Origin of the sequence: Microcystis aeruginosa FD4, from assembly GCF_009792235.1 — a bacterium.
GTDB lineage: Bacteria > Cyanobacteriota > Cyanobacteriia > Cyanobacteriales > Microcystaceae > Microcystis > Microcystis viridis.
On sequence record NZ_CP046973.1, the window covers coordinates 613,789 to 631,395 of the forward strand.

Here is a 17,607-nt window from a genome sequence, read left to right on the forward strand (position 1 = left end):
TTTGCGCTAGTTAAAGTTAAGCTAAAGAAATAGTTTTATTAGGAGTTGGAACGAAACTATGGCAGTAGAAACAGCTTTATCAATGAAAGCATTATACGATCAGGATTTTGTTCTTTGGGCTTCCAAAACCGCCGAACTTTTAAAGCTAAAAAAGTTTGATGACGTGGACTGGGAAAATCTGATCGAGGAAGTGGAGTGCATGGGTAAAAGTGACAGAAGGGCTGTAGAGAGTTTATTAACTAGGCTGATCGAACACCTGTCTAAGTTAGCTTATCACAAATCGGAACGGGAGCGAGAACGCAACGTCTGTCACTGGGTAGGAGAAATTGCCAGTTTCCGAACTCAACTAGGAGAGTGGCTAGAAACCACTACTCTCACCAACCACGCGCGGGATTATTTTCAAAAAGCCTACTCGAACGCTCGGAAAACCCTAATACAAGCGAAAACCGTCACTGGCGACGCGATTCCTGTCGAGCCTCCTTTCTCCCTCGAACAGGTATTAGACGGGGAGTGGTTCCCGATTGATATCGATCATTACTTTGACGATTTTCCTTTTACTTAGACCATGTTATCCTGATAATAAATGCTTTCAAAACTAAAATATGGATGCCCTGATTCAAGAACTGGAAATTAAACTGCGTCAATGGCAACCGGCAACTGTTGAACAGGTGCGACGTTATCTTGTCGAGATTATGGAATTAGCAGACCAAGACGCGTTAGAACTTCTCCGTTCTAGATTGGTTGAGCAGGAGGTATTAGATATAATTGACGAACCCGAAACCTGGTGAAGTGTGGCTAGTTGATTTAGGACTGGCTGCCAAAACGCGACCTGTTGTAATAGTATCTCGTCTTGACCCCAACCCACCAAGGGCCTTAGTTCTCTACATCCCTATAACCACACAAAATCGGGGTACTAACTACGAGGTGGAATTGTCTGCGGTGAGGTTTCTACGAACAGGTTCGGTAGCAAATATACAAGGATTAGGTTCTATTTCATCGGTGAGACTGGAACGAAAACTGGGCGAACTTACCGAGGAAAATATGCGTAAAATTAAACAAGCTTTGCTATTTGCTTTGGATTTGATGGAGACTTCCCACGAATAATTAAATTAAGAAAAATAATAGGATATTTGTATCAACTCGTTATGGGGAGTTAATCAACTCAGGCAGGATTTTACGTTTTTATCTCGAGGAATTAAGGGAAGTGGAATCTCTGGGAATATCGATGTTACAATTAATTGTAGCACCAACCGCAAGAGCGATCGAGCAAGGAAAATCATTAGACATCTCCGAAAAAGACGTAGGGACAATTCATGAATTGTCCCTACCAAGGGTTTCAGATTTTGCCAGTAGCTATCAAGTAAATCGAAGAATAAAGTAGGTGGGGTTAAACGATAGTGAAACCAGACATTTAAGTAATTGGGTTGGGTTTCGTCAAATAAATTCCTGTAAAATAGCTTCGATTTGTCTTTTTAGAGGAGGAATATCATTTTCAACAATATCCCAAATAATCTCTAGATCAATACGAAAATATTCATGAATAGTTAAGTTTCTTAGATCCCTGGCATCTCGCCAAGGAACTTCGGGATATCTTGCCTTAAATTCTTGAGAAGTTGCTCTAGCTGCTTCACCAATAATTTGTAAATGATAGACAATCCAAGTTTGAATTAATTCTTGTTGTTCAAACACGGGTTTTCCCTGTCGAGCATACTTTTCTAGACGCTCAATTGCTTCTAAAATATCCCGCAGGCGCTCGGTATCATCTCTCATAGTGGTATTGCTTCTTTAATTACCCGCTCTCTGATTCTATCTTTAAGTCCCTGTTCGGTAACAATATCAACTTTGCAGCCTAACAAGGCTTCCAGTTCTCGAATTAACTGCAAAGGAAACCAGGGACTCCGACGTTCGCTACAATAATCAATTAATAAATCAATATCGCTTTTTTCGTCAGCTTCTCCCCGTGCAACAGAACCAAAAATTCGCACGTTATTTGCGCCGTGTTTAGCAGCAATAGCAATGATTTTTTCTCGTTTGTTTTTGAGTAATTCGTCAATTTTCATGATCTACTTAGTTGGCGGTAAATTTTGTCGAAAACAGCTTCCTTAGATGCTTTGAGATTGCTTTGATAATTACTATAGCAAAGACCAAGGTGCTTAGGACAATCCATCGCTGAAACCCTGTTCAGATAAGAGTTTGAAAATTGAAAGCGTCCTAAATAACCCATTATTTGCTATACCCCCATTTTCTCAAAAAAAAATCGACCCGCCGCTAGGCGGGAGACAAAGGGCAAAAAGGCAAAAGAACAAAGGGTTAAAGTCCTGGGGAGACACACACCACCCGAAACCCGCGGGTGCCGAGGATGCCAACGAGGTAGGAGCTGCGATACGCGGAACGGCAATACCCTGGAGAAGCGATCCAAGAACCCCCACGCACTATATGATAATCATGATTATTTGTAAGCCAAGCACTGCCATCCCTTGGCGCATTCTCATAGCTATCATGCCAATTATCTTCGCACCACTCGAAAACATTGCCACTCATGTCATATAGTCCCCAAGCATTGGGCTTTTTCTGGCCCACAGGATGAGTTTGGTTGCTGTTGGCGATTAGACGTTCGAGATACTTATGCAAATCCCCGCCAACTTCCTGCAAGATCCTATCCGTATCAATCACTTGTTTGCCGCTATTGTCTACATACCACCCATAGTCCCCTAATTCACTCGCATCATCACCGAAATAATAGCGAGTAGTTGTTCCGGCACGACAAGCATATTCCCATTCCGCTTCTGTGGGTAGGCGATAGGTTTTGCCGGTTATTTGACTCAATTTCTCACAAAAAGCTTGAGCATCGTTCCAACTAACCCTTTCTACTGGATTTTGCGGATTATTTGTAAAAAGAGAGGGATTTGTTCCCATCACTGCTTGATATTGTGCTTGAGTAACGGGATATTTGCCAATGGCAAAACTGTTGACTTTAACTTGGTGTGGAGGCTTTTCGTAATCACTTTCAGAAGAACCCATGGTAAATTTACCTGCTGGTAAGCTTACCATCTCTAGTGTGACTCGATTGGGTAGGTTTTCGGTAAATGGAGCAGCTGAAGCAATTGGGGGTATTGGTGACACAGGCATCCTGACTGCTGCTTGTGCTTGTTGAACAGGTTGTAAAGCATTTAAAACCTGTTGTGCCGTCCATCTTTGTTTTCTATCTTTTTGCAAACACCCTTCAATAATTGGTTTAAACTCTTTCGGTAAACTAGGGATTTGTAGCTCACAATTCATCACCTTTGCCATTAATTGGTGAATATCATTATTAAACTTATAGGGAAGTTGATTAGTGGTCATTTCGATTAACATAATACCTAATGACCACAGATCCCAAGCTGGTGAAATATCACCTTTAAAGGCTTCGGGAGGCATATAAATAATTGTCCCGCTATTGTGTACCGATTGAGTGTGGCTTTTGTTATTTAAAGTTCTACTTAAGCCAAAATCTGCTAACTTGTATTGTTGATTAACCCTCAGGATATTACCCGGTTTTAAATCTCGATGGACTTTATTTTGACTATGAAGATAATTTAAACCTTGGGCGACTTGAGCAGTAATATTTTTAATCTCACCTGATGACAAACCGCCTTTTTGAATGTGATTTTCTAGGCTACCCTGTGCCAATTCCATCACTAAATAAAGCATCTCCTTATTGAGAAAACGAAATTGACCCACCGAATAAGCTTTAATTAAATTAGAATGTTCTAACTTTCTGGCATTTTGTAACTCAATTAATTTATCATCGCTACTTTCGGGAATAACTTTAATCGCCACTTCTTGAACCGATGTATTTCTGACTATTTCACTGGCATGAAATACACCTCCAAAACCCCCCGCACCGATAAACTTATTCAGACGATAAGAGTTTATTTGTTGTCCTTCTAACATCTTCATCATTTGGTCTAGCATGATAATAACTCCACGATTTAACATTACCTATAATCATTGCAGCAAATTCGCCCCAATCAAATCGACTCGATCAACTGCTCGATGTCCGATTCTAACGAACCAAATTTGAGCATCGGTCAATCGGGTTAAAAGTTGATTCGGAAGCTGTGAGGATATCTTTTGCTGATTCAAAAGCACCTGTTTTGATATCAATAGCTACAATCTTCCCATGATTGTCCTTCTCAACCTGGTGACGCACCTGAGACTGATAGATTTCCTGTCCACGTCGGACAAATTCTTCTTTGTTGTAGCGAGAGTGTTGTACTGTCATTAGTTAGACTATGTTGCAACATTTGTCTCTCTATTTTAACCTAGGCTTTCAGCTTTGCTGTCAGTGTGGAATAATGGTTTTGCTATGTTTAATCCAAGCTATAGAGAAGTTAATCAAGTCAGGCAGGATTTCACGTTTTTATCTCGAGGAATTAAGGGAAGAGGAATCGCTGGGAAGATCGATGTTACAGTTAATTATAGCGCCAACCGGAACAGCGATCGAGCAGGGAAAACAATTAATTCCACGGATTAGAGAAGAATTACCTCTCAGTCAAACAACAGCAAGAACTTTTAGAATTGATCGAGACAATTTTGGTTTATAAGTTACCTCAAGTCAGTAGAAAGGACATAGAGGCGATGTTTAGTTTAAGCGATTTAAAACAAACTAAAGTGTATCAGGAAGCTTTAGAGGAAGGTAAATTAGCGGCAAAATTAGCCTCTATTCCTCATTTATTGGCATTAGGATTGAAGGTTGAACAGATAGCACAAGCTTTAGAATTAGAGATCGAACAGGTTAGACAAACAACTCAAAGGGAATTAGGAAAGGTTCAAAGCGATTGCGTTTGCTGTCAAATCGTTTTTATGTATGCGATCGCCCTGTGTCTGCTACCTCCTAGCGCTTGACATAAACCCCGCAATAATGTTATAGTCAGGGACTGGCTTAAGCCAAAGACAGCAGGTGCGAAACAACTTAAATACCCTGCCGAGGTCAAAGCGAGAAAACAGCAGCCAAAAAGACTAAAGAGAGATATTTTCTGTCTTGGTCGTGCCTGAACTGAATTCTCTCCACTCAACCCCGGCGCTACAAGGGGTTATTTTTGTGCCTCTGGAACCGATCCCCCGCATACAGGAGGTGAACAAGGGATGGGGAGAAGCAGAGAAAGCAAGGGAGTAATTCTAGAAGAATTAAAAACCTCCCTTAGCGAAGCTCAATTAACGATGGTCATCGACTATCAAGGTTTAACCGTCGCCGAAATCAGCAATCTACGCCGCAAATTGCGCCCCACGGGAACGATTTGTAAAGTCACCAAAAATACTTTGATGGGCTTGGCGATCGCTGAAGATAGTGGCTGGGAACCGATGAAAAGCCTTTTATCGGGAACATCCGCCTTTCTGCTCGTAAAAGAGGATATCGGTGGAGCTTTCAAGGCCTATCAAGAGTTCAAAAAAGAAAGCAAAAAAACCGAATTGCGCGGCGGTGTCCTCAAAGAAGGGACCAAAGGTCAACTGTTGACGGAAGATCAGATCAAAGCGATCGCTGATTTACCGTCGAAAGAACAGTTAATCGCTCAGGCCGCCGGAGCAATCAACGCCATTGCCGCCAAACTGGCCCGCAGCATCAACGAAGTTCCCGCATCTTTGGCCCGTGCCGTCGATGCCGTGGCCCGTCAAGAAGAAAAAGAAGCGGCTTAACACCGCGTCAATCAATCACTTAAAACAATTAGGAGTCTAACCCATGTCTGTTGTAGCTGAAATCTTAGAAAAACTCAAAACCCTTACCCTCTTAGAAGCTGCGGAATTAGTCAAAGGTATCGAAGAAACCTTCGGAGTTAGTGCCGCCGCTCCGACTGGTGGCATAATTATGGCTGCCCCCGGGGCCGCTCCGGCTGCCGCAGCCGAAGCTGTGGAAGAACAAACCGAATTTAACGTCGTTCTCGAAGAAGTTCCCGCCGACAAGAAAATTGCTATCCTCAAGGTGGTGCGCGAATTGACCGGTTTAGGACTCAAAGAAGCGAAAGACCTGGTAGAAGCCGCTCCCAAAGCGGTTAAAGAAGGCACTAACAAAGATGATGCCGCCGCCGTCAAGAAAAAACTGGAAGACGCTGGGGCAAAAGTTAGCGTTAAATAGATTGACACTGATTCTGGGGATGTAATCTACATCCCCAGACAGGCCGAAAGGCTCGTTTCCTGATACTATAGGATTGTCATAGCAATCTTGTAGGATGTCCAACCATGGAAAGCGTCGCTTACATTTTGGTTTTAACTATGGCTTTGGCGGTAATTTTCTTCGCCATCGCCTTCCGGGAACCTCCCCGGATTCAAAAGTAAATTTCTTAACTTCGTTTAACTTAATAATTTTCTTCCCCGAGCCGCCCGCTTGTCAAAAGCAGGTTAGCGGCTCTGGTTTTCGTATTTAAAGGCTTAAATTAAAGGTTCCCCTCACCGAGCGCCTCCTATGCAGTGTCCTAATTGTCAGCATACCGATAGTCGCGTTTTAGAGTCCCGTTCCTCCGAAAACGGTCAGAGCATTCGTCGTCGTCGTGAATGCTTACAATGTAAACATCGCTTCACCACCTACGAGCGCATCGAATTTGTGCCGATCACGGTGATTAAAAAAGATGGTAAACGGGAATCTTTTCATCGCTCCAAACTGCTGCGCGGTATCGTCCGCGCCTGCGAAAAAACCGGCATTCCCCACCTCAGATTAGAGGCGATCGTCAATGATATCGAATCCCGTCTGCAGCAAGACTCAAAACGGGAGGTAACAAGTCAGGAGATCGGTCAATTAGTCCTAGAATACCTCCGGCAAGAATCGGAAGTGGCCTATGTGCGCTTTGCTTCGGTTTACGGCAATTTTCAGGGAATTAGAGACTTTATCGCCGCTTTAGCACTGCTGCAATCCTCCGAAATCGAACGCGCTCATCCTTCTTGGTCTCAAGTGGAAGAAGCCAGCGTGATCACCTCGTCTTAAATAGGGTTTGCGGCAAAAAGTTTTTCCTGGGGGCAGGGTGTGGGGTGTAGGGTGTAGGGTGTAGGGTTTTACCCATTTTCAGGGGGTCAATTACCTAATTTTCAGGGAAAAAGTCCAGGGATTTTCCCCCCGATCACCCCAATAGGCGGTACTTTTGGATTTCAAAAAGGTCTAAAAGTCTTATCGAACAATGTTTTTAGATTTATTCAGCAAGCCCTAAATAGTTCCCGATTCAGTTATAATTGAGATCCCTTGTGCTATTTTAAAGTCCAAGCTCTGGTTAGATTCTTAAAAGTCATTCTTGAGGCCTATTGCCTCCAAGAAAGCTGGATGCGGCAGTTCATCCCCTAGGCCCTGCCTAGAAACTAAATTGGGAGACAAATCCCTTGTTTAGAAACTGTACATCACATAGGAGGAAAAACCTACGGAAATTCCGAGGCCCAAACAACGTACATGACCACCCAAAAAACCGCAAACAAAAACATAGGCTTTACCCATGAAGATTTTGCCGCCCTTCTAGACAAATACGATTATCATTTCAGTCCAGGAGATGTTGTCGCCGGGACTGTTTTCAGCATGGAACCCCGGGGAGCGCTCATCGATATCGGTGCTAAAACCGCCGCTTTTATCCCCGTGCAGGAGATGTCGATCAACCGCGTCGATAATCCCGAAGAAGTTTTACAACCCAACGAAACTCGCGAATTTTTCATTCTTACCGACGAGAATGAAGACGGACAGCTAACCCTGTCGATCCGTCGCATTGAATATATGCGCGCTTGGGAACGGGTGCGTCAATTGCAAAAAGAAGATGCTACCGTGCGATCGAATGTTTTTGCCACTAACCGTGGTGGGGCATTAGTCAGAATTGAAGGTCTCCGCGGCTTTATCCCCGGTTCTCACATTAGCACCAGAGAGGCGAAAGAGGATTTAGTCGGTCAGGAATTGCCCTTAAAGTTTTTGGAAGTGGATGAAGACCGCAACCGTCTCGTCTTGAGTCATCGTCGCGCTTTAGTGGAAGGCAAGATGAACGGTTTAGCCGTGGGACAGGTGGTAATCGGTTCCGTGCGCGGAATCAAGCCCTACGGTGCTTTCATCGATATCGGTGGAGTCAGTGGTTTACTGCATATTTCCGAAATCTCTCACGATCACATTGACACCCCCCACACGGTTTTCAATGTCAATGATGAGTTAAAAGTGATGATTATCGATCTCGATGCCGAAAGAGGTCGCATTTCCCTCTCGACCAAACAATTAGAACCCGAACCGGGAGATATGCTAAAAAATCGCCCGTTAGTGTTTGAAAAAGCCGAAGAAATGGCGATTAAATACCGAGAAAAACGTCTAGCGGAAGCCGAAGGACGGACTGTCTCAGAAGTAGTCGCAGAAATCGAAGTTCCCCCCGCCTTGGAGGAGGAAGATTTAGTTCTCGCTGCTACCGAGGAGTAGGTCAGTTATCAGTTATCAGTTATCAGTTATCAGTTATCAGATGTAATTTTTTAATTGTGCAGTATTAAATAGAATTTTCCTACTGTCTTTTTACTGTTTACTGATCACTGATTACTGTTTACTGATCACTGATTATAGATTGTCTTTCTTTTCGTAGATGACTTGACATAATTAGCAGACCTAGTTGCAATAGAATGCAGACACACAGATTTTAACCCAATGAAAGCAAGGTATCAATACCGGATTTACCCAACAAACCAACAAAAGAGGCTTTTGTCTCAATTGTTTGGGTGTGTGCGTGTCGTCTGGAACGATACCTTAGCTTACTGCCAAGAACTCTATCGACAAGGAGAGAAAAAGCCGAAATATACAGAGTTGTCCAAAAGACTAACTCAAATTAAAAAGACAACAGAAAAAGTCTGGCTGACTGAGGTTTCTTCTATTCCTTTACAACAGTCTTTGAGAGATTTAGAGACAGCCTATTCTAACTTTTTTGCATCTTGTAAGGGAGAAAGAAAAGGAAAGAAAGTAAAACCTCCTAAATTTAAAAAACGTAAATCTAAACAATCAGCGAGATTTACCGAACGATAATGGCTTTACCGTCAATCAACACCACGTTACTTTAGCAAAAATTGGTGATTTAAAAGTCGTTTGGAGCCGTCCATTATCAGTTATCAGTTATCAGTTATCAGTTATCAGTTATCAGGTTTGAGTTTTCCGTTAGTAGTTATCAGTTAGTAGTTATCAGTTATCAGTTATCAGGTTTGAGTTTTCCGTTAGTATTATCAAGTGGCAAGTTCGGAGCTTTCTTTTCACTGATTACTGGTTACTGATTACTGACTAGGGATTGCTACTTTTTCGACTCTTTCAACAGGGGAAAAGATAGACGATCCTAAGCCTTTAAAGAAACGATTGAAACGGCTAAGAAAGGCACAGAAAAACCTTTCTAGAAAACAGAAAGGAAGTAACCGACGGGAAAAAGCGAGAAAACGAGTAGCTAAAATTCATGCAAAAATTAAAGACACTCGCACTGATTTTTTGCAGAAACTGTCCAATAAAATTGTTCGTGAGAATCAAAGGATAGTTTTAGAGGATTTAAACACATCAGGAATGGTTAAAAATCGGAAGTTGTCCCGTGCTATATCAGACTTAGGATGGCGTTCTTTTCGAGATATGCTATCAGCAAAGTCTGATAAATATGGGCGTGATTTTCGGATAATTACGAGCTGGGAGCCAACTAGCCAACGATGTTCCTGTTGTGGGAATATTGGCGGGAAAAAGGCGTTAAATATCCGCGAGTGGGAATGTCTTTTCTGTGGGACTTTCCATGATAGGGATGTAAACGCCGCAATTAATATCAAGGTCGCCGGTGGGCAATCGGAGACCACAAAAAACGGACGGGTCGGAAAACGTAAGACTTCTGTTAAAGGGTCGCGTCAACCGTTCGGACCTCGGCGTGAGCTTTTGTCGAACGCTGATCTCACGGCCGAAGCCCATCGGTCGGTCGTTCAATTAAGTTTGTTCGATCTGCCGGTCATCACCGTCCGTTTACGGCGGTGAGGATGTCAATCAATCTTCAGGCACTGCCGATAAATCCTGTAATTCCAGTCATCTCCTCGCTACTATTGGCATCGAGGAAACGATTCAAGTCATCAAAAGTGGTTCCGTAGGTAATGGTGTTATCCTCGTATCCTTTCAGGCTGACGGTATGTTGATCGAAAGCTTGGTGGAGATGGGGTAAACCGATGAGATAACGGTAGGTAGTTGCTCCGATGGCTAAATCCTTACCTATTTCTTGAGTAGCCGACTCTAAACGAAAAGCGGCGTTGACTGTATCTCCGATCGCCGTATAATCTGGATGTTCACCACTACCAGTATTGCCCACCATGGCATAACCAGTATTCACTGCCGCACCGATGCGTAATTTAAAGGGTAAGGGATATTGTTCGCTTAAAGCGCAGGTCATGTTGTATAGTTGCGTAATTGCTTCGAAAATTTGCAGGATATCGTCTTGACTGATTTCCTGTTGGCCGTGAAACCAGATGGCCATGATCGCATCACCGATATATTTATCTACCCAACTGCCGGAACTGCGGATAATACTCCCAGCATGGCGAAACCAACTGCCAATCAGAGAAGAAAGCACTTTTTCGTCTAATTGCTGGGTTAAAGCCGTAAAATTCCGCATATCTACCACCATCACCGATGTTAAGCGCCGTTCATGGACGGCCGAGGTGGGGGGATCCCATTCTAAATTGCGCGCTTGCTTGCCTATATTAGTGGGAGTAGGACGATGGAACTGCACTTCGGTTTTGCCAAAGCTGATCCGATCTTTGTCATGAATAGTCGCGGGAATGGCTACCCTTCTGCCGTTGACAAAACTTCCATTGAGACTACCGAGATCGATCAGATAAAAATCTCCTGTGTCCGTGGATTGTAAAATAGCGTGATGGCGAGAGATACAGTGATCTTTAATCACTATATCGTTATCTTTGCCCCTTCCGATTGTCCAGTAAGATTTCCCGACGAGAGGGAAAAAACGCTGTCCCTTCTCGGTATAGAGCAGTAGATAGGGATTTTGTCCTAGTATATCCACGGGTGCATAAGCGGCAATAGATAGACGGGGGTAACTACATATCTTATACCAACCATTCCGCACATTTTCATCTGTCTAAGTGAATAGGTGGAAACGGGAATTAGCCTGGAAAACCATTAGGCCAGAGAAGCGGTAATCCAAAATAAACCATCGACTAAAATTGTACTCAATACGGCTCCGCTAAATGCCCACCAATGACATACCCGTTTTTGCAAAGGATAGATACCGATCGCTAAGAGCAGGTTGAGCAGCACGATCGCCCAACTGATGCCCCAGGGGGTCTGAATTTGGGCCAAAGCGTTATGAAATATCGGCGATACTAGGTTGGGGTCTAGTTCCACGGTCATTAATTGTCGCCAGTAGGGAATTAGTCCCGTTAGATAGAAATATAAGTCGGTGATGGCGGTTCCCAACAAAGAACCCAGATAGAAAAGATTGCCCACTTTGCCGCGACCTTTGCATAATCCCCAGAGAACAAAGGGCAGCCCGATCGCTTCCATGGGAAGGTGGATCAAGGGTTCCCAACGCCACCAACCCCAGTACAGAGAACCGGCTAACCAACTCCAACTAAAGCCCAAAAGTAAATCCCCCCAAAGACTTATTTTTGCTTGTTTGAGCAGCCAAATCCCTAACCCCACCCAGAAAACGGTTAAACCTAGGCTAACTTCGGGATAGTAGCGCACTAGGGGCGCTTGCACGAACACGGGGACTGATACCAGAAATGCTGCTGTCCAAAAGACGGATTGACATTTTTCCCAGTTAGGGACTAGGGGTTTCAGGCGATCGGGATTGCTGGGGACTAGGGTAGAGTTGAGCAAAGGATTTCAGAATTGTTACAAAACTTTACTTATATTAAGATACATCATTCTTTCTCTACTATATCCCCCCTAGGGGCATTTTGATAAATTAAAAAATTGTTTTTGGCGATGCGCTATCCTGTTAGAATCGAAACGACAGCAGCGATCGAGGAGTGCAAACAATATGGCAGCGGGCGATGAAGAAAATCCCAGAATGCCCCTAGATCAAGTTATTTTTGTCATTGCTTGCGTCTATCTGGGTTGGGTGGTGGCAGGGCTAATCAGTCAAAAAAATGCCCCTGTCTCTCAAAATGGCACGATTTCCCCGGAAGATCAAAAATTTATCGCCTATCTGCAATCATCTCTGACTATTATCGATCGCCAAGGTACAACTTCATCCCCCGATCCTTATCCTTCTCCGAAAAATAACCCTTCTCCGGTAGCCACAGTTCCACCACCACCCCCCGCTAATTTACCTGTTAATAATACTCCTAGGGTAATAGAAAGAATTTACGTTCCCGTTTATCCCCAAACCCCTGAAACTACTGCCAAAATTGTCCCGGTTACACCCCCAAATCCCGATATTTCCGCGCCACCATTACCGGCTGCCCCCGAGGTGAATCGGCCAGTGGCAGCGCTTATTCCTACCAATAATCAGGTGAAAAATACCCTGGTGGGGGTGATCGATTTAGGCGATCGATCTTCAGCTTTATTTGATAATAAGGGGATAACTACGCGTATTTCTCCAGGGGAATTTATCAACGGTTGGACTTTAGTGGAAGTTGGCAATCAACAGGTTATTTTGTCTCGCAACGGCCAAATAAAAGTCTTAGAAGTGGGACAATCTTTTTAGGTTAAACGACGGATAAATTCCAGGGGTAAACCGTCTGTATCGGCAATAAAAGTGACTTCATAGACGTGATCGCCGATCATCTGTTGTTGGGGTGGCAAAAGAATATTTAAAGGTTGATATAAATCAGCATCCTCTTGATGAGCTTGCTGAAAGTTATTTGTTAATTTTTCTAACCATTCTGGTAAATTGCTGACATTTTCTGTTAGGTCAAAAGACAAGTGATAATAACCGACATAATGCTGATCACTAAAGGCATCGGGTGCAGGTTTCGGTTGAGGAATTTGGATTAATTCGATGCGTCCGTTTAACCCGGTTAGCCAACAGGCCAAAGTATAACCCGTGGTGAATCTTTCCTCTAGGGTAAAACCGAGAAGTTGATAAAAAGCGATCGCCCGATGGATATTAGCCGTCCGAATAGAAGCATGGTGCATTTTCAGTGATCAGTAATCAGTCAAAAAGACGAAAATAGGGGTAACGTTTGGGAACCCCCGGTTCTTTTTCCAGATCAAAGTTAATTACATCCCAACAGGGTTCATCGGGAGCATCGGGGCTAAATTCTACTGGTAAACCGTAGAGACGGGGAATAGCGGCTTCACCCGGTCCATTACCCCGCCAAGCGGTGTTACGTTCTAGGTAGGAACTAACTAAATCGCGATAACGGTTGGCAATAATTACTTTAGTCGCCTTGAATCCTTGAGTATAGAGGCGATCGAGTGCTTCGTGAATCTCAAAACGAATACCATCCGGGTGAGTGTGTTGACGATACCACTCACCATTCCAGAGTCGCCAATGCCGTCCTGACTGCAAGTGAACCAACTCACCCGTTTTGGGATCGGCTTCAAAAGCCCCATGGCGCGGACACAAATAGGTATCCGTCAAAGTGAGGGCGGGGATTAGCTGCCGACAGTGAGGACAATGGATATCGGGGCCAAAAACAGGGTATTGTAAACTTGCATTGATCATGGAAGAACCTAAGCTAAAAATTGTTATCTTTGTACCAATAATCCTATCCATATTATACCCAACCAAATTGGACGGGTATTCTCTTTCGACTCTAGTGTAGATTCTTTCATGTCTTTAGATAACTTAAGATCAACTTCTAATTTCTGGCCGCTTGTCGATGTCAGTCAAGCGGCTTTTATTGCCCCTAATGCCACGGTAATGGGCGATATTTCCCTAGCTGTGGGGGTGAGTGTTTGGTATGGGGCGGTATTGCGCGCCGACGTGGAACGCATCGAAATTGGGGCTTATACTAATATCCAAGATGGGGCAATCCTACACGGAGATCCGGGCAAAATTACTATCCTTGAAGATTATGTCACCATCGGGCATCGGGCGGTAATTCACGCAGCCCATATTGAACGCGGTTGTTTAATCGGCATTGGGGCAGTGATTCTCGATGGTGTGCGCGTCGGGGCGGGTAGTATTGTCGGGGCGGGTAGTATTGTGACAAAAGATATACCACCGCGATCTTTAGTGGTGGGTATTCCCGCTAAACGCGTCCGGGAAGTGTCGCCACAGGAGGCTCAAGAGTTGATCGAACACGCCGAGCGCTATGCTAAACTTGCCCTCGTTCATGGGGGAAAAGGTACTGATACCGGATTCCCAAAACGGGCGGATTAGGGTATAAATATAAAATGAGAATCAAGTAACAATCTTTTAAGCACTGACCGAGGAGAAGGAAATCTATGGACTGGAGAGTGTTAATCGTTTTAACCCCTTTGCTTATTGCTGGTGGCTGGGCTGTCTTCAACATCGGCGCTGCCGCTATTAGACAAGCTCAACAGTTTCTCAGCAAACAAAGTTAATAAAAGTTTATACTTCTTAGTAAAACCGACCGCCTAGGCGATCGGTTTTTAATTTTTCCTGATCAGGCGATCGCTGCTTGGGGTGTAGGGTGTGGGGTGTAGGGTGTGGGGTGTAGGATGTAGGGTGTGGGGTGTGGGGTGTGGGGTGATGGGGAAGTGGGGGAATTATGAATTATGAATTATGAATTGGGGTATGGAGAGAACAAATAAAAATAATCTCCTGACTCCTGAATCCTGACTCCTGAATACTGAATACTGAATACTGACTCCTGAATCCTGAATCCTGACTCCTGACTCCTGTCTCCTGTCTCCTAACCCCACCAATACACTTTTTCAGCAAACCCTACTTAACCATGAAATCTAACTGTCAAAATCTCATTCAAGAACTTGCCCATCTGGAAATTATCACCGATCCGGGGCAAGTGGCGAAACTTTCCCTAGATTATTATCATTTTAGTCCCATTTTAGAGGCACAACTGCAAGATAACCGGGCTGATTTAGTCATTCGTCCCCAGAATAGCCAAGAAGTTATTGACATCGCTAAAACCTGCGTTAAATACCAAATTCCTTTAACAGTTAGAGGTGCGGGTACAGGTAATTATGGTCAATGTGTTCCCTTGCGGGGAGGAGTAATTTTAGACACGACCAAACTAACAAAAATTATCTCGATCGAACCGGGGACAGCGCGAGTAGAAGCGGGGGTAAAAATGGCATTTTTTGATAAACAAGCTCGCGCAATTGGTTGGGAATTAAGAATGGCTCCCTCTACCTATCGGACGGCGACAATTGGCGGTTTTATCGGGGGTGGCAGTGTGGGCATGGGTTCAATTAATTATGGACAATTGAAGGATAGGGGCAATCTGCAAGCAGTGCAATTAGTCACCCTAGAAGCGGAACCAAAAATTATCGAACTACGGGGGGATGAGGTAGAAAAAGTCAATCATGCCTACGGAACAAATGGCATTATTACCGAGTTAGAAATAGCCCTCGCTCCCTGTTATCCTTGGGCAGAATTTATCGTTACTTTTACCGATTTTATTACCGCCGCTAAATTCAGTCAAGCCCTCGGTGATAGTGATGGTATTGTCAAGAAAATGGTTAGTGTTCACTCCTGGCCAATTCCCGCTTATTTTACTGCTCTTAAGGATTATTTACCCACGGGAAAAGCGGCAGTTTTGTTAATAGTATCGGCAGGCGATCGAGTCGCCTTAAAGTCTTTAATTCAAGAATATAATGGTGAACTTACTTACTATAAAACGCCAGAAGAAACTCAAAAAGGCCATAGTATCTTAGAATTTACTTGGAATCATACCACTCTCCATGCGCGTAGTTTTAACCCCAAGATAACTTATCTACAAGCTTTTTATTTTAATCTAGCCACGGTAGAGAAACTCTATAATTATTTTGGGGAGGAAATAATGATGCACCTAGAATTTTTGAAATTTCAAGGTAAAGTTATTCCCGCCGGTCTTCCCTTGCTAGAATTTACCACAGAAACTCGATTAAATGAGATTATTGCTATCTATGAACAACAGGGGGCAGCTATTGCCAACCCTCACACTTATATCATGGAAGATGGCGGCAGCAGACAGATTAATCCGCTGCAACTAGAATTTAAAAAACTCGTCGATCCCTACGGATTGAACAATCCGGGTAAAATGCGAGCATGGATTGAAGCAAGGGGGTAGGAGTTCGATTTAGTCTAGATTAAGCAAGATAAGCTGCCCCTTGCCTATTCCCAGACTTGCCCCGATCCGATACAATTAAACGGTTGTCTTGGAAGAATTAATAGTGATCGAGCGTTATACTCTCCCTGCAATGGGGAATTTGTGGACGGATAGATATAAATATCAAACATGGCTAGAGGTAGAGATAGCCGTCTGTGAAGCGCAAGCAGAATTAGGCTATATTCCCGCAGATGCAGTGGCAGAAATTAAGGCAAAGGCTAATTTTAATCCCGATCGCATTTTAGAAATAGAGGCAGAAGTACGCCACGATGTCATCGCCTTTTTAACAAATGTTAACGAATATGTGGGCGAGCCGGGGCGTTATATTCATTGGGGTTTAACCAGTTCTGATGTACTAGATACTGCCCTGTCTTTACAATTAGTCGCCAGTTTAAACCTGATTTTAGAACAATTAGAAGATTTTATTCAAGCCCTGCGCTATCGCGCCCAAGAACACCGTTATACAGTCATGGTGGGACGTTCCCACGGCATTCACGCCGAACCGATCACCTTTGGCTTTAAACTAGCGGGATGGTTAGCGGAAGTGCTGCGAGGACGCGATCGTTTAATTCGCTTGCGCCAAGACATCGCCATCGGTAAAATATCCGGTGCAGTGGGAACCTATGCCAATATTGACCCGAAAATTGAGGCGTTAACCTGTCAGAAGTTAGGATTAGAACCGGATACCGCTTCCACTCAAGTGATCTCTCGCGATCGACACGCCGATTATGTGCAACAATTAGCCTTATTAGCGGCTTCGATCGAACGTTTTGCCGTGGAGATTCGCAACCTGCAAAGAACCGATGTCCTAGAAGTAGAGGAATACTTTTCCAAAGGACAAAAAGGCTCCTCCGCTATGCCCCATAAACGTAATCCCATCCGTTCAGAACGCTTAACGGGAATGGCGAGAATTATCCGTAGTCATAGCGTTTCCGCTTTAGAAAATATCGCCCTCTGGCACGAAAGAGATATTTCCCATAGTTCCGTGGAACGGGTAATGCTGCCGGATGTTTGCATTTTGACCCACTTTATGCTCAAGGAAATCACCGATTTAGTCAAAAATCTGCTGGTATATCCCGAAAACATGAAGCGGAATATGAATGTTTACGGTGGCGTGATTTTCAGTCAAAGAGTTCTTTTAACTTTAGTGAGTAAGGGAATTAGCCGGGAATCTGCCTATAAAATCGTCCAAGAAAACGCCCATCGCGCTTGGAACAGCGATAACGGCAATTTTAAAGCTTTTATCAGCCAAGATGAGCGAGTTACTGGTATTTTATCCCCCGACGAGATCGAAAGTTGCTTTGATCCCCAGCAGCACCTAAATCATCTTAATAGCATCTACCAAAGGTTAGATATTTAAAGAGCTTTCAGTTATCAGCTATCGGCCACGTTTCCGATCGATCGGCAACTTGAAACCTTGGGAGT

The 17,607-nt window shown here is 43.9% G+C and carries 22 protein-coding genes and 3 pseudogenes; 17 read left to right on the forward strand and 8 right to left on the reverse strand.

From position 1 onward, the window contains the following. Positions 1-58: 58 nt before the first annotated feature. From GQR42_RS03130 to GQR42_RS29375, 4 genes are read left to right on the forward strand one after another with little or no spacing between them, the layout of a single operon-like run. A complete protein-coding gene (locus tag GQR42_RS03130; protein ID WP_158198874.1) occupies positions 59-562 on the forward strand; it encodes a DUF29 domain-containing protein in 504 nt (167 codons plus the stop codon). Positions 563-602: 40 nt separating this feature from the next. After that, positions 603-788 (forward strand): hypothetical protein, encoded by a 186-nt coding sequence (locus tag GQR42_RS03135; protein WP_158198875.1) that lies wholly within the window; start codon positions 603-605, stop codon positions 786-788. After that, on the forward strand, positions 766-1,104 hold the full coding sequence (locus tag GQR42_RS03140; protein ID WP_158198876.1) for a type II toxin-antitoxin system PemK/MazF family toxin: 339 nt from the start codon (positions 766-768) through the stop codon (positions 1,102-1,104). The genes GQR42_RS03135 and GQR42_RS03140 overlap by 23 nt, the downstream gene beginning before the upstream one ends. A 22-nt stretch (positions 1,105-1,126) precedes the next feature. After that, positions 1,127-1,381: an Rpn family recombination-promoting nuclease/putative transposase gene (locus GQR42_RS29375; protein WP_257792660.1), complete on the forward strand. Its 255-nt coding sequence runs from the start codon at positions 1,127-1,129 to the stop codon at positions 1,379-1,381. Positions 1,382-1,434: 53 nt separating this feature from the next. On the opposite strand, the gene GQR42_RS03150 is transcribed toward GQR42_RS29375, so the two are convergent. The 4 genes and pseudogenes from GQR42_RS03150 to GQR42_RS03165 form a co-directional block, all read right to left on the reverse strand. Then, complete coding sequence (locus GQR42_RS03150) at positions 1,435-1,770, reverse strand: HepT-like ribonuclease domain-containing protein (protein WP_158198877.1); 336 nt, start codon at positions 1,768-1,770, stop codon at positions 1,435-1,437. Further along, complete coding sequence (locus GQR42_RS03155) at positions 1,767-2,060, reverse strand: nucleotidyltransferase family protein (RefSeq protein ID WP_158198878.1); 294 nt, start codon at positions 2,058-2,060, stop codon at positions 1,767-1,769. The genes GQR42_RS03150 and GQR42_RS03155 overlap by 4 nt, the downstream gene beginning before the upstream one ends. A gap of 250 nt (positions 2,061-2,310) precedes the next feature. Beyond that, on the reverse strand, positions 2,311-3,954 hold the full coding sequence (locus tag GQR42_RS03160; RefSeq protein ID WP_158198879.1) for an SUMF1/EgtB/PvdO family nonheme iron enzyme: 1,644 nt from the start codon (positions 3,952-3,954) through the stop codon (positions 2,311-2,313). A 33-nt stretch (positions 3,955-3,987) separates the two neighbouring features. Then, a pseudogene (locus GQR42_RS03165) lies at positions 3,988-4,264 on the reverse strand (hypothetical protein). A 73-nt stretch (positions 4,265-4,337) separates the two neighbouring features. Between GQR42_RS03165 and GQR42_RS29380 the strand changes: the two are divergent. The 8 genes and pseudogenes from GQR42_RS29380 to GQR42_RS28285 all read left to right on the forward strand — a co-directional run. Continuing rightward, positions 4,338-4,466: pseudogene (locus GQR42_RS29380) on the forward strand (hypothetical protein); the annotation flags it as partial. A 154-nt stretch (positions 4,467-4,620) separates the two neighbouring features. Then, positions 4,621-4,887: a hypothetical protein gene (locus GQR42_RS28275; RefSeq protein WP_233271449.1), complete on the forward strand. Its 267-nt coding sequence runs from the start codon at positions 4,621-4,623 to the stop codon at positions 4,885-4,887. A 240-nt stretch (positions 4,888-5,127) separates the two neighbouring features. Beyond that, the gene (rplJ, locus tag GQR42_RS03175) at positions 5,128-5,676 is read left to right on the forward strand and encodes a 50S ribosomal protein L10 (RefSeq protein WP_002743152.1); all 549 of its coding nucleotides are present in this window, start codon (positions 5,128-5,130) and stop codon (positions 5,674-5,676) included. A gap of 43 nt (positions 5,677-5,719) precedes the next feature. Continuing rightward, on the forward strand, positions 5,720-6,112 hold the full coding sequence (gene rplL, locus GQR42_RS03180; RefSeq protein WP_158198881.1) for a 50S ribosomal protein L7/L12: 393 nt from the start codon (positions 5,720-5,722) through the stop codon (positions 6,110-6,112). Positions 6,113-6,216: 104 nt separating this feature from the next. Continuing rightward, complete coding sequence (locus GQR42_RS03185; protein WP_071823417.1) at positions 6,217-6,312, forward strand: photosystem II reaction center protein T; 96 nt, start codon at positions 6,217-6,219, stop codon at positions 6,310-6,312. 127 nt (positions 6,313-6,439) lie between these two features. After that, complete coding sequence (gene nrdR, locus GQR42_RS03190; protein ID WP_158198882.1) at positions 6,440-6,955, forward strand: transcriptional regulator NrdR; 516 nt, start codon at positions 6,440-6,442, stop codon at positions 6,953-6,955. Positions 6,956-7,408: 453 nt separating this feature from the next. Beyond that, positions 7,409-8,401, forward strand: coding sequence for a 30S ribosomal protein S1 (locus GQR42_RS03195; protein WP_158198883.1), 993 nt, complete (start codon positions 7,409-7,411; stop codon positions 8,399-8,401). Between the two features lie 219 nt (positions 8,402-8,620). Continuing rightward, positions 8,621-9,961 (forward strand): annotated as a pseudogene (locus tag GQR42_RS28285) (RNA-guided endonuclease InsQ/TnpB family protein). Positions 9,962-9,977: 16 nt separating this feature from the next. On the opposite strand, the gene GQR42_RS03210 reads toward GQR42_RS28285, so the two are convergent. Beyond that, a complete protein-coding gene (locus tag GQR42_RS03210; protein ID WP_420372390.1) occupies positions 9,978-10,997 on the reverse strand; it encodes an FHA domain-containing protein in 1,020 nt (339 codons plus the stop codon). Positions 10,998-11,113: 116 nt separating this feature from the next. Further along, entirely contained in the window at positions 11,114-11,815 is a 702-nt protein-coding gene (locus GQR42_RS03215; protein WP_158198884.1) for a DUF3120 domain-containing protein, read from the reverse strand. A gap of 163 nt (positions 11,816-11,978) precedes the next feature. Between GQR42_RS03215 and GQR42_RS03220 the strand changes: the two genes are divergently transcribed. Then, positions 11,979-12,647, forward strand: coding sequence for a hypothetical protein (locus tag GQR42_RS03220; protein WP_158198885.1), 669 nt, complete (start codon positions 11,979-11,981; stop codon positions 12,645-12,647). Here GQR42_RS03220 and GQR42_RS03225 read toward each other — a convergent pair. Next, entirely contained in the window at positions 12,644-13,078 is a 435-nt protein-coding gene (locus tag GQR42_RS03225; protein ID WP_158198886.1) for a VOC family protein, read from the reverse strand. The genes GQR42_RS03220 and GQR42_RS03225 overlap by 4 nt on opposite strands. Positions 13,079-13,094: 16 nt before the next feature. Beyond that, positions 13,095-13,610 (reverse strand): TIGR02652 family protein, encoded by a 516-nt coding sequence (locus GQR42_RS03230; protein ID WP_158202360.1) that lies wholly within the window; start codon positions 13,608-13,610, stop codon positions 13,095-13,097. A gap of 108 nt (positions 13,611-13,718) precedes the next feature. Here GQR42_RS03230 and GQR42_RS03235 point away from each other — a divergent pair, with 108 nt between their 5' ends. From GQR42_RS03235 to purB, 4 genes are all read left to right on the forward strand, one after another. Then, the gene (locus GQR42_RS03235) at positions 13,719-14,270 is read left to right on the forward strand and encodes a gamma carbonic anhydrase family protein (protein WP_002757960.1); all 552 of its coding nucleotides are present in this window, start codon (positions 13,719-13,721) and stop codon (positions 14,268-14,270) included. Positions 14,271-14,335: 65 nt separating this feature from the next. After that, on the forward strand, positions 14,336-14,455 hold the full coding sequence (locus GQR42_RS03240) for a photosystem II protein Y (protein ID WP_002747397.1): 120 nt from the start codon (positions 14,336-14,338) through the stop codon (positions 14,453-14,455). Positions 14,456-14,808: 353 nt separating this feature from the next. After that, positions 14,809-16,143 (forward strand): FAD-binding oxidoreductase, encoded by a 1,335-nt coding sequence (locus tag GQR42_RS03245; protein WP_158198887.1) that lies wholly within the window; start codon positions 14,809-14,811, stop codon positions 16,141-16,143. A 103-nt stretch (positions 16,144-16,246) separates the two neighbouring features. After that, positions 16,247-17,542, forward strand: coding sequence for an adenylosuccinate lyase (purB, locus tag GQR42_RS03250; RefSeq protein ID WP_158202361.1), 1,296 nt, complete (start codon positions 16,247-16,249; stop codon positions 17,540-17,542). Positions 17,543-17,607: the final 65 nt, after the last annotated feature.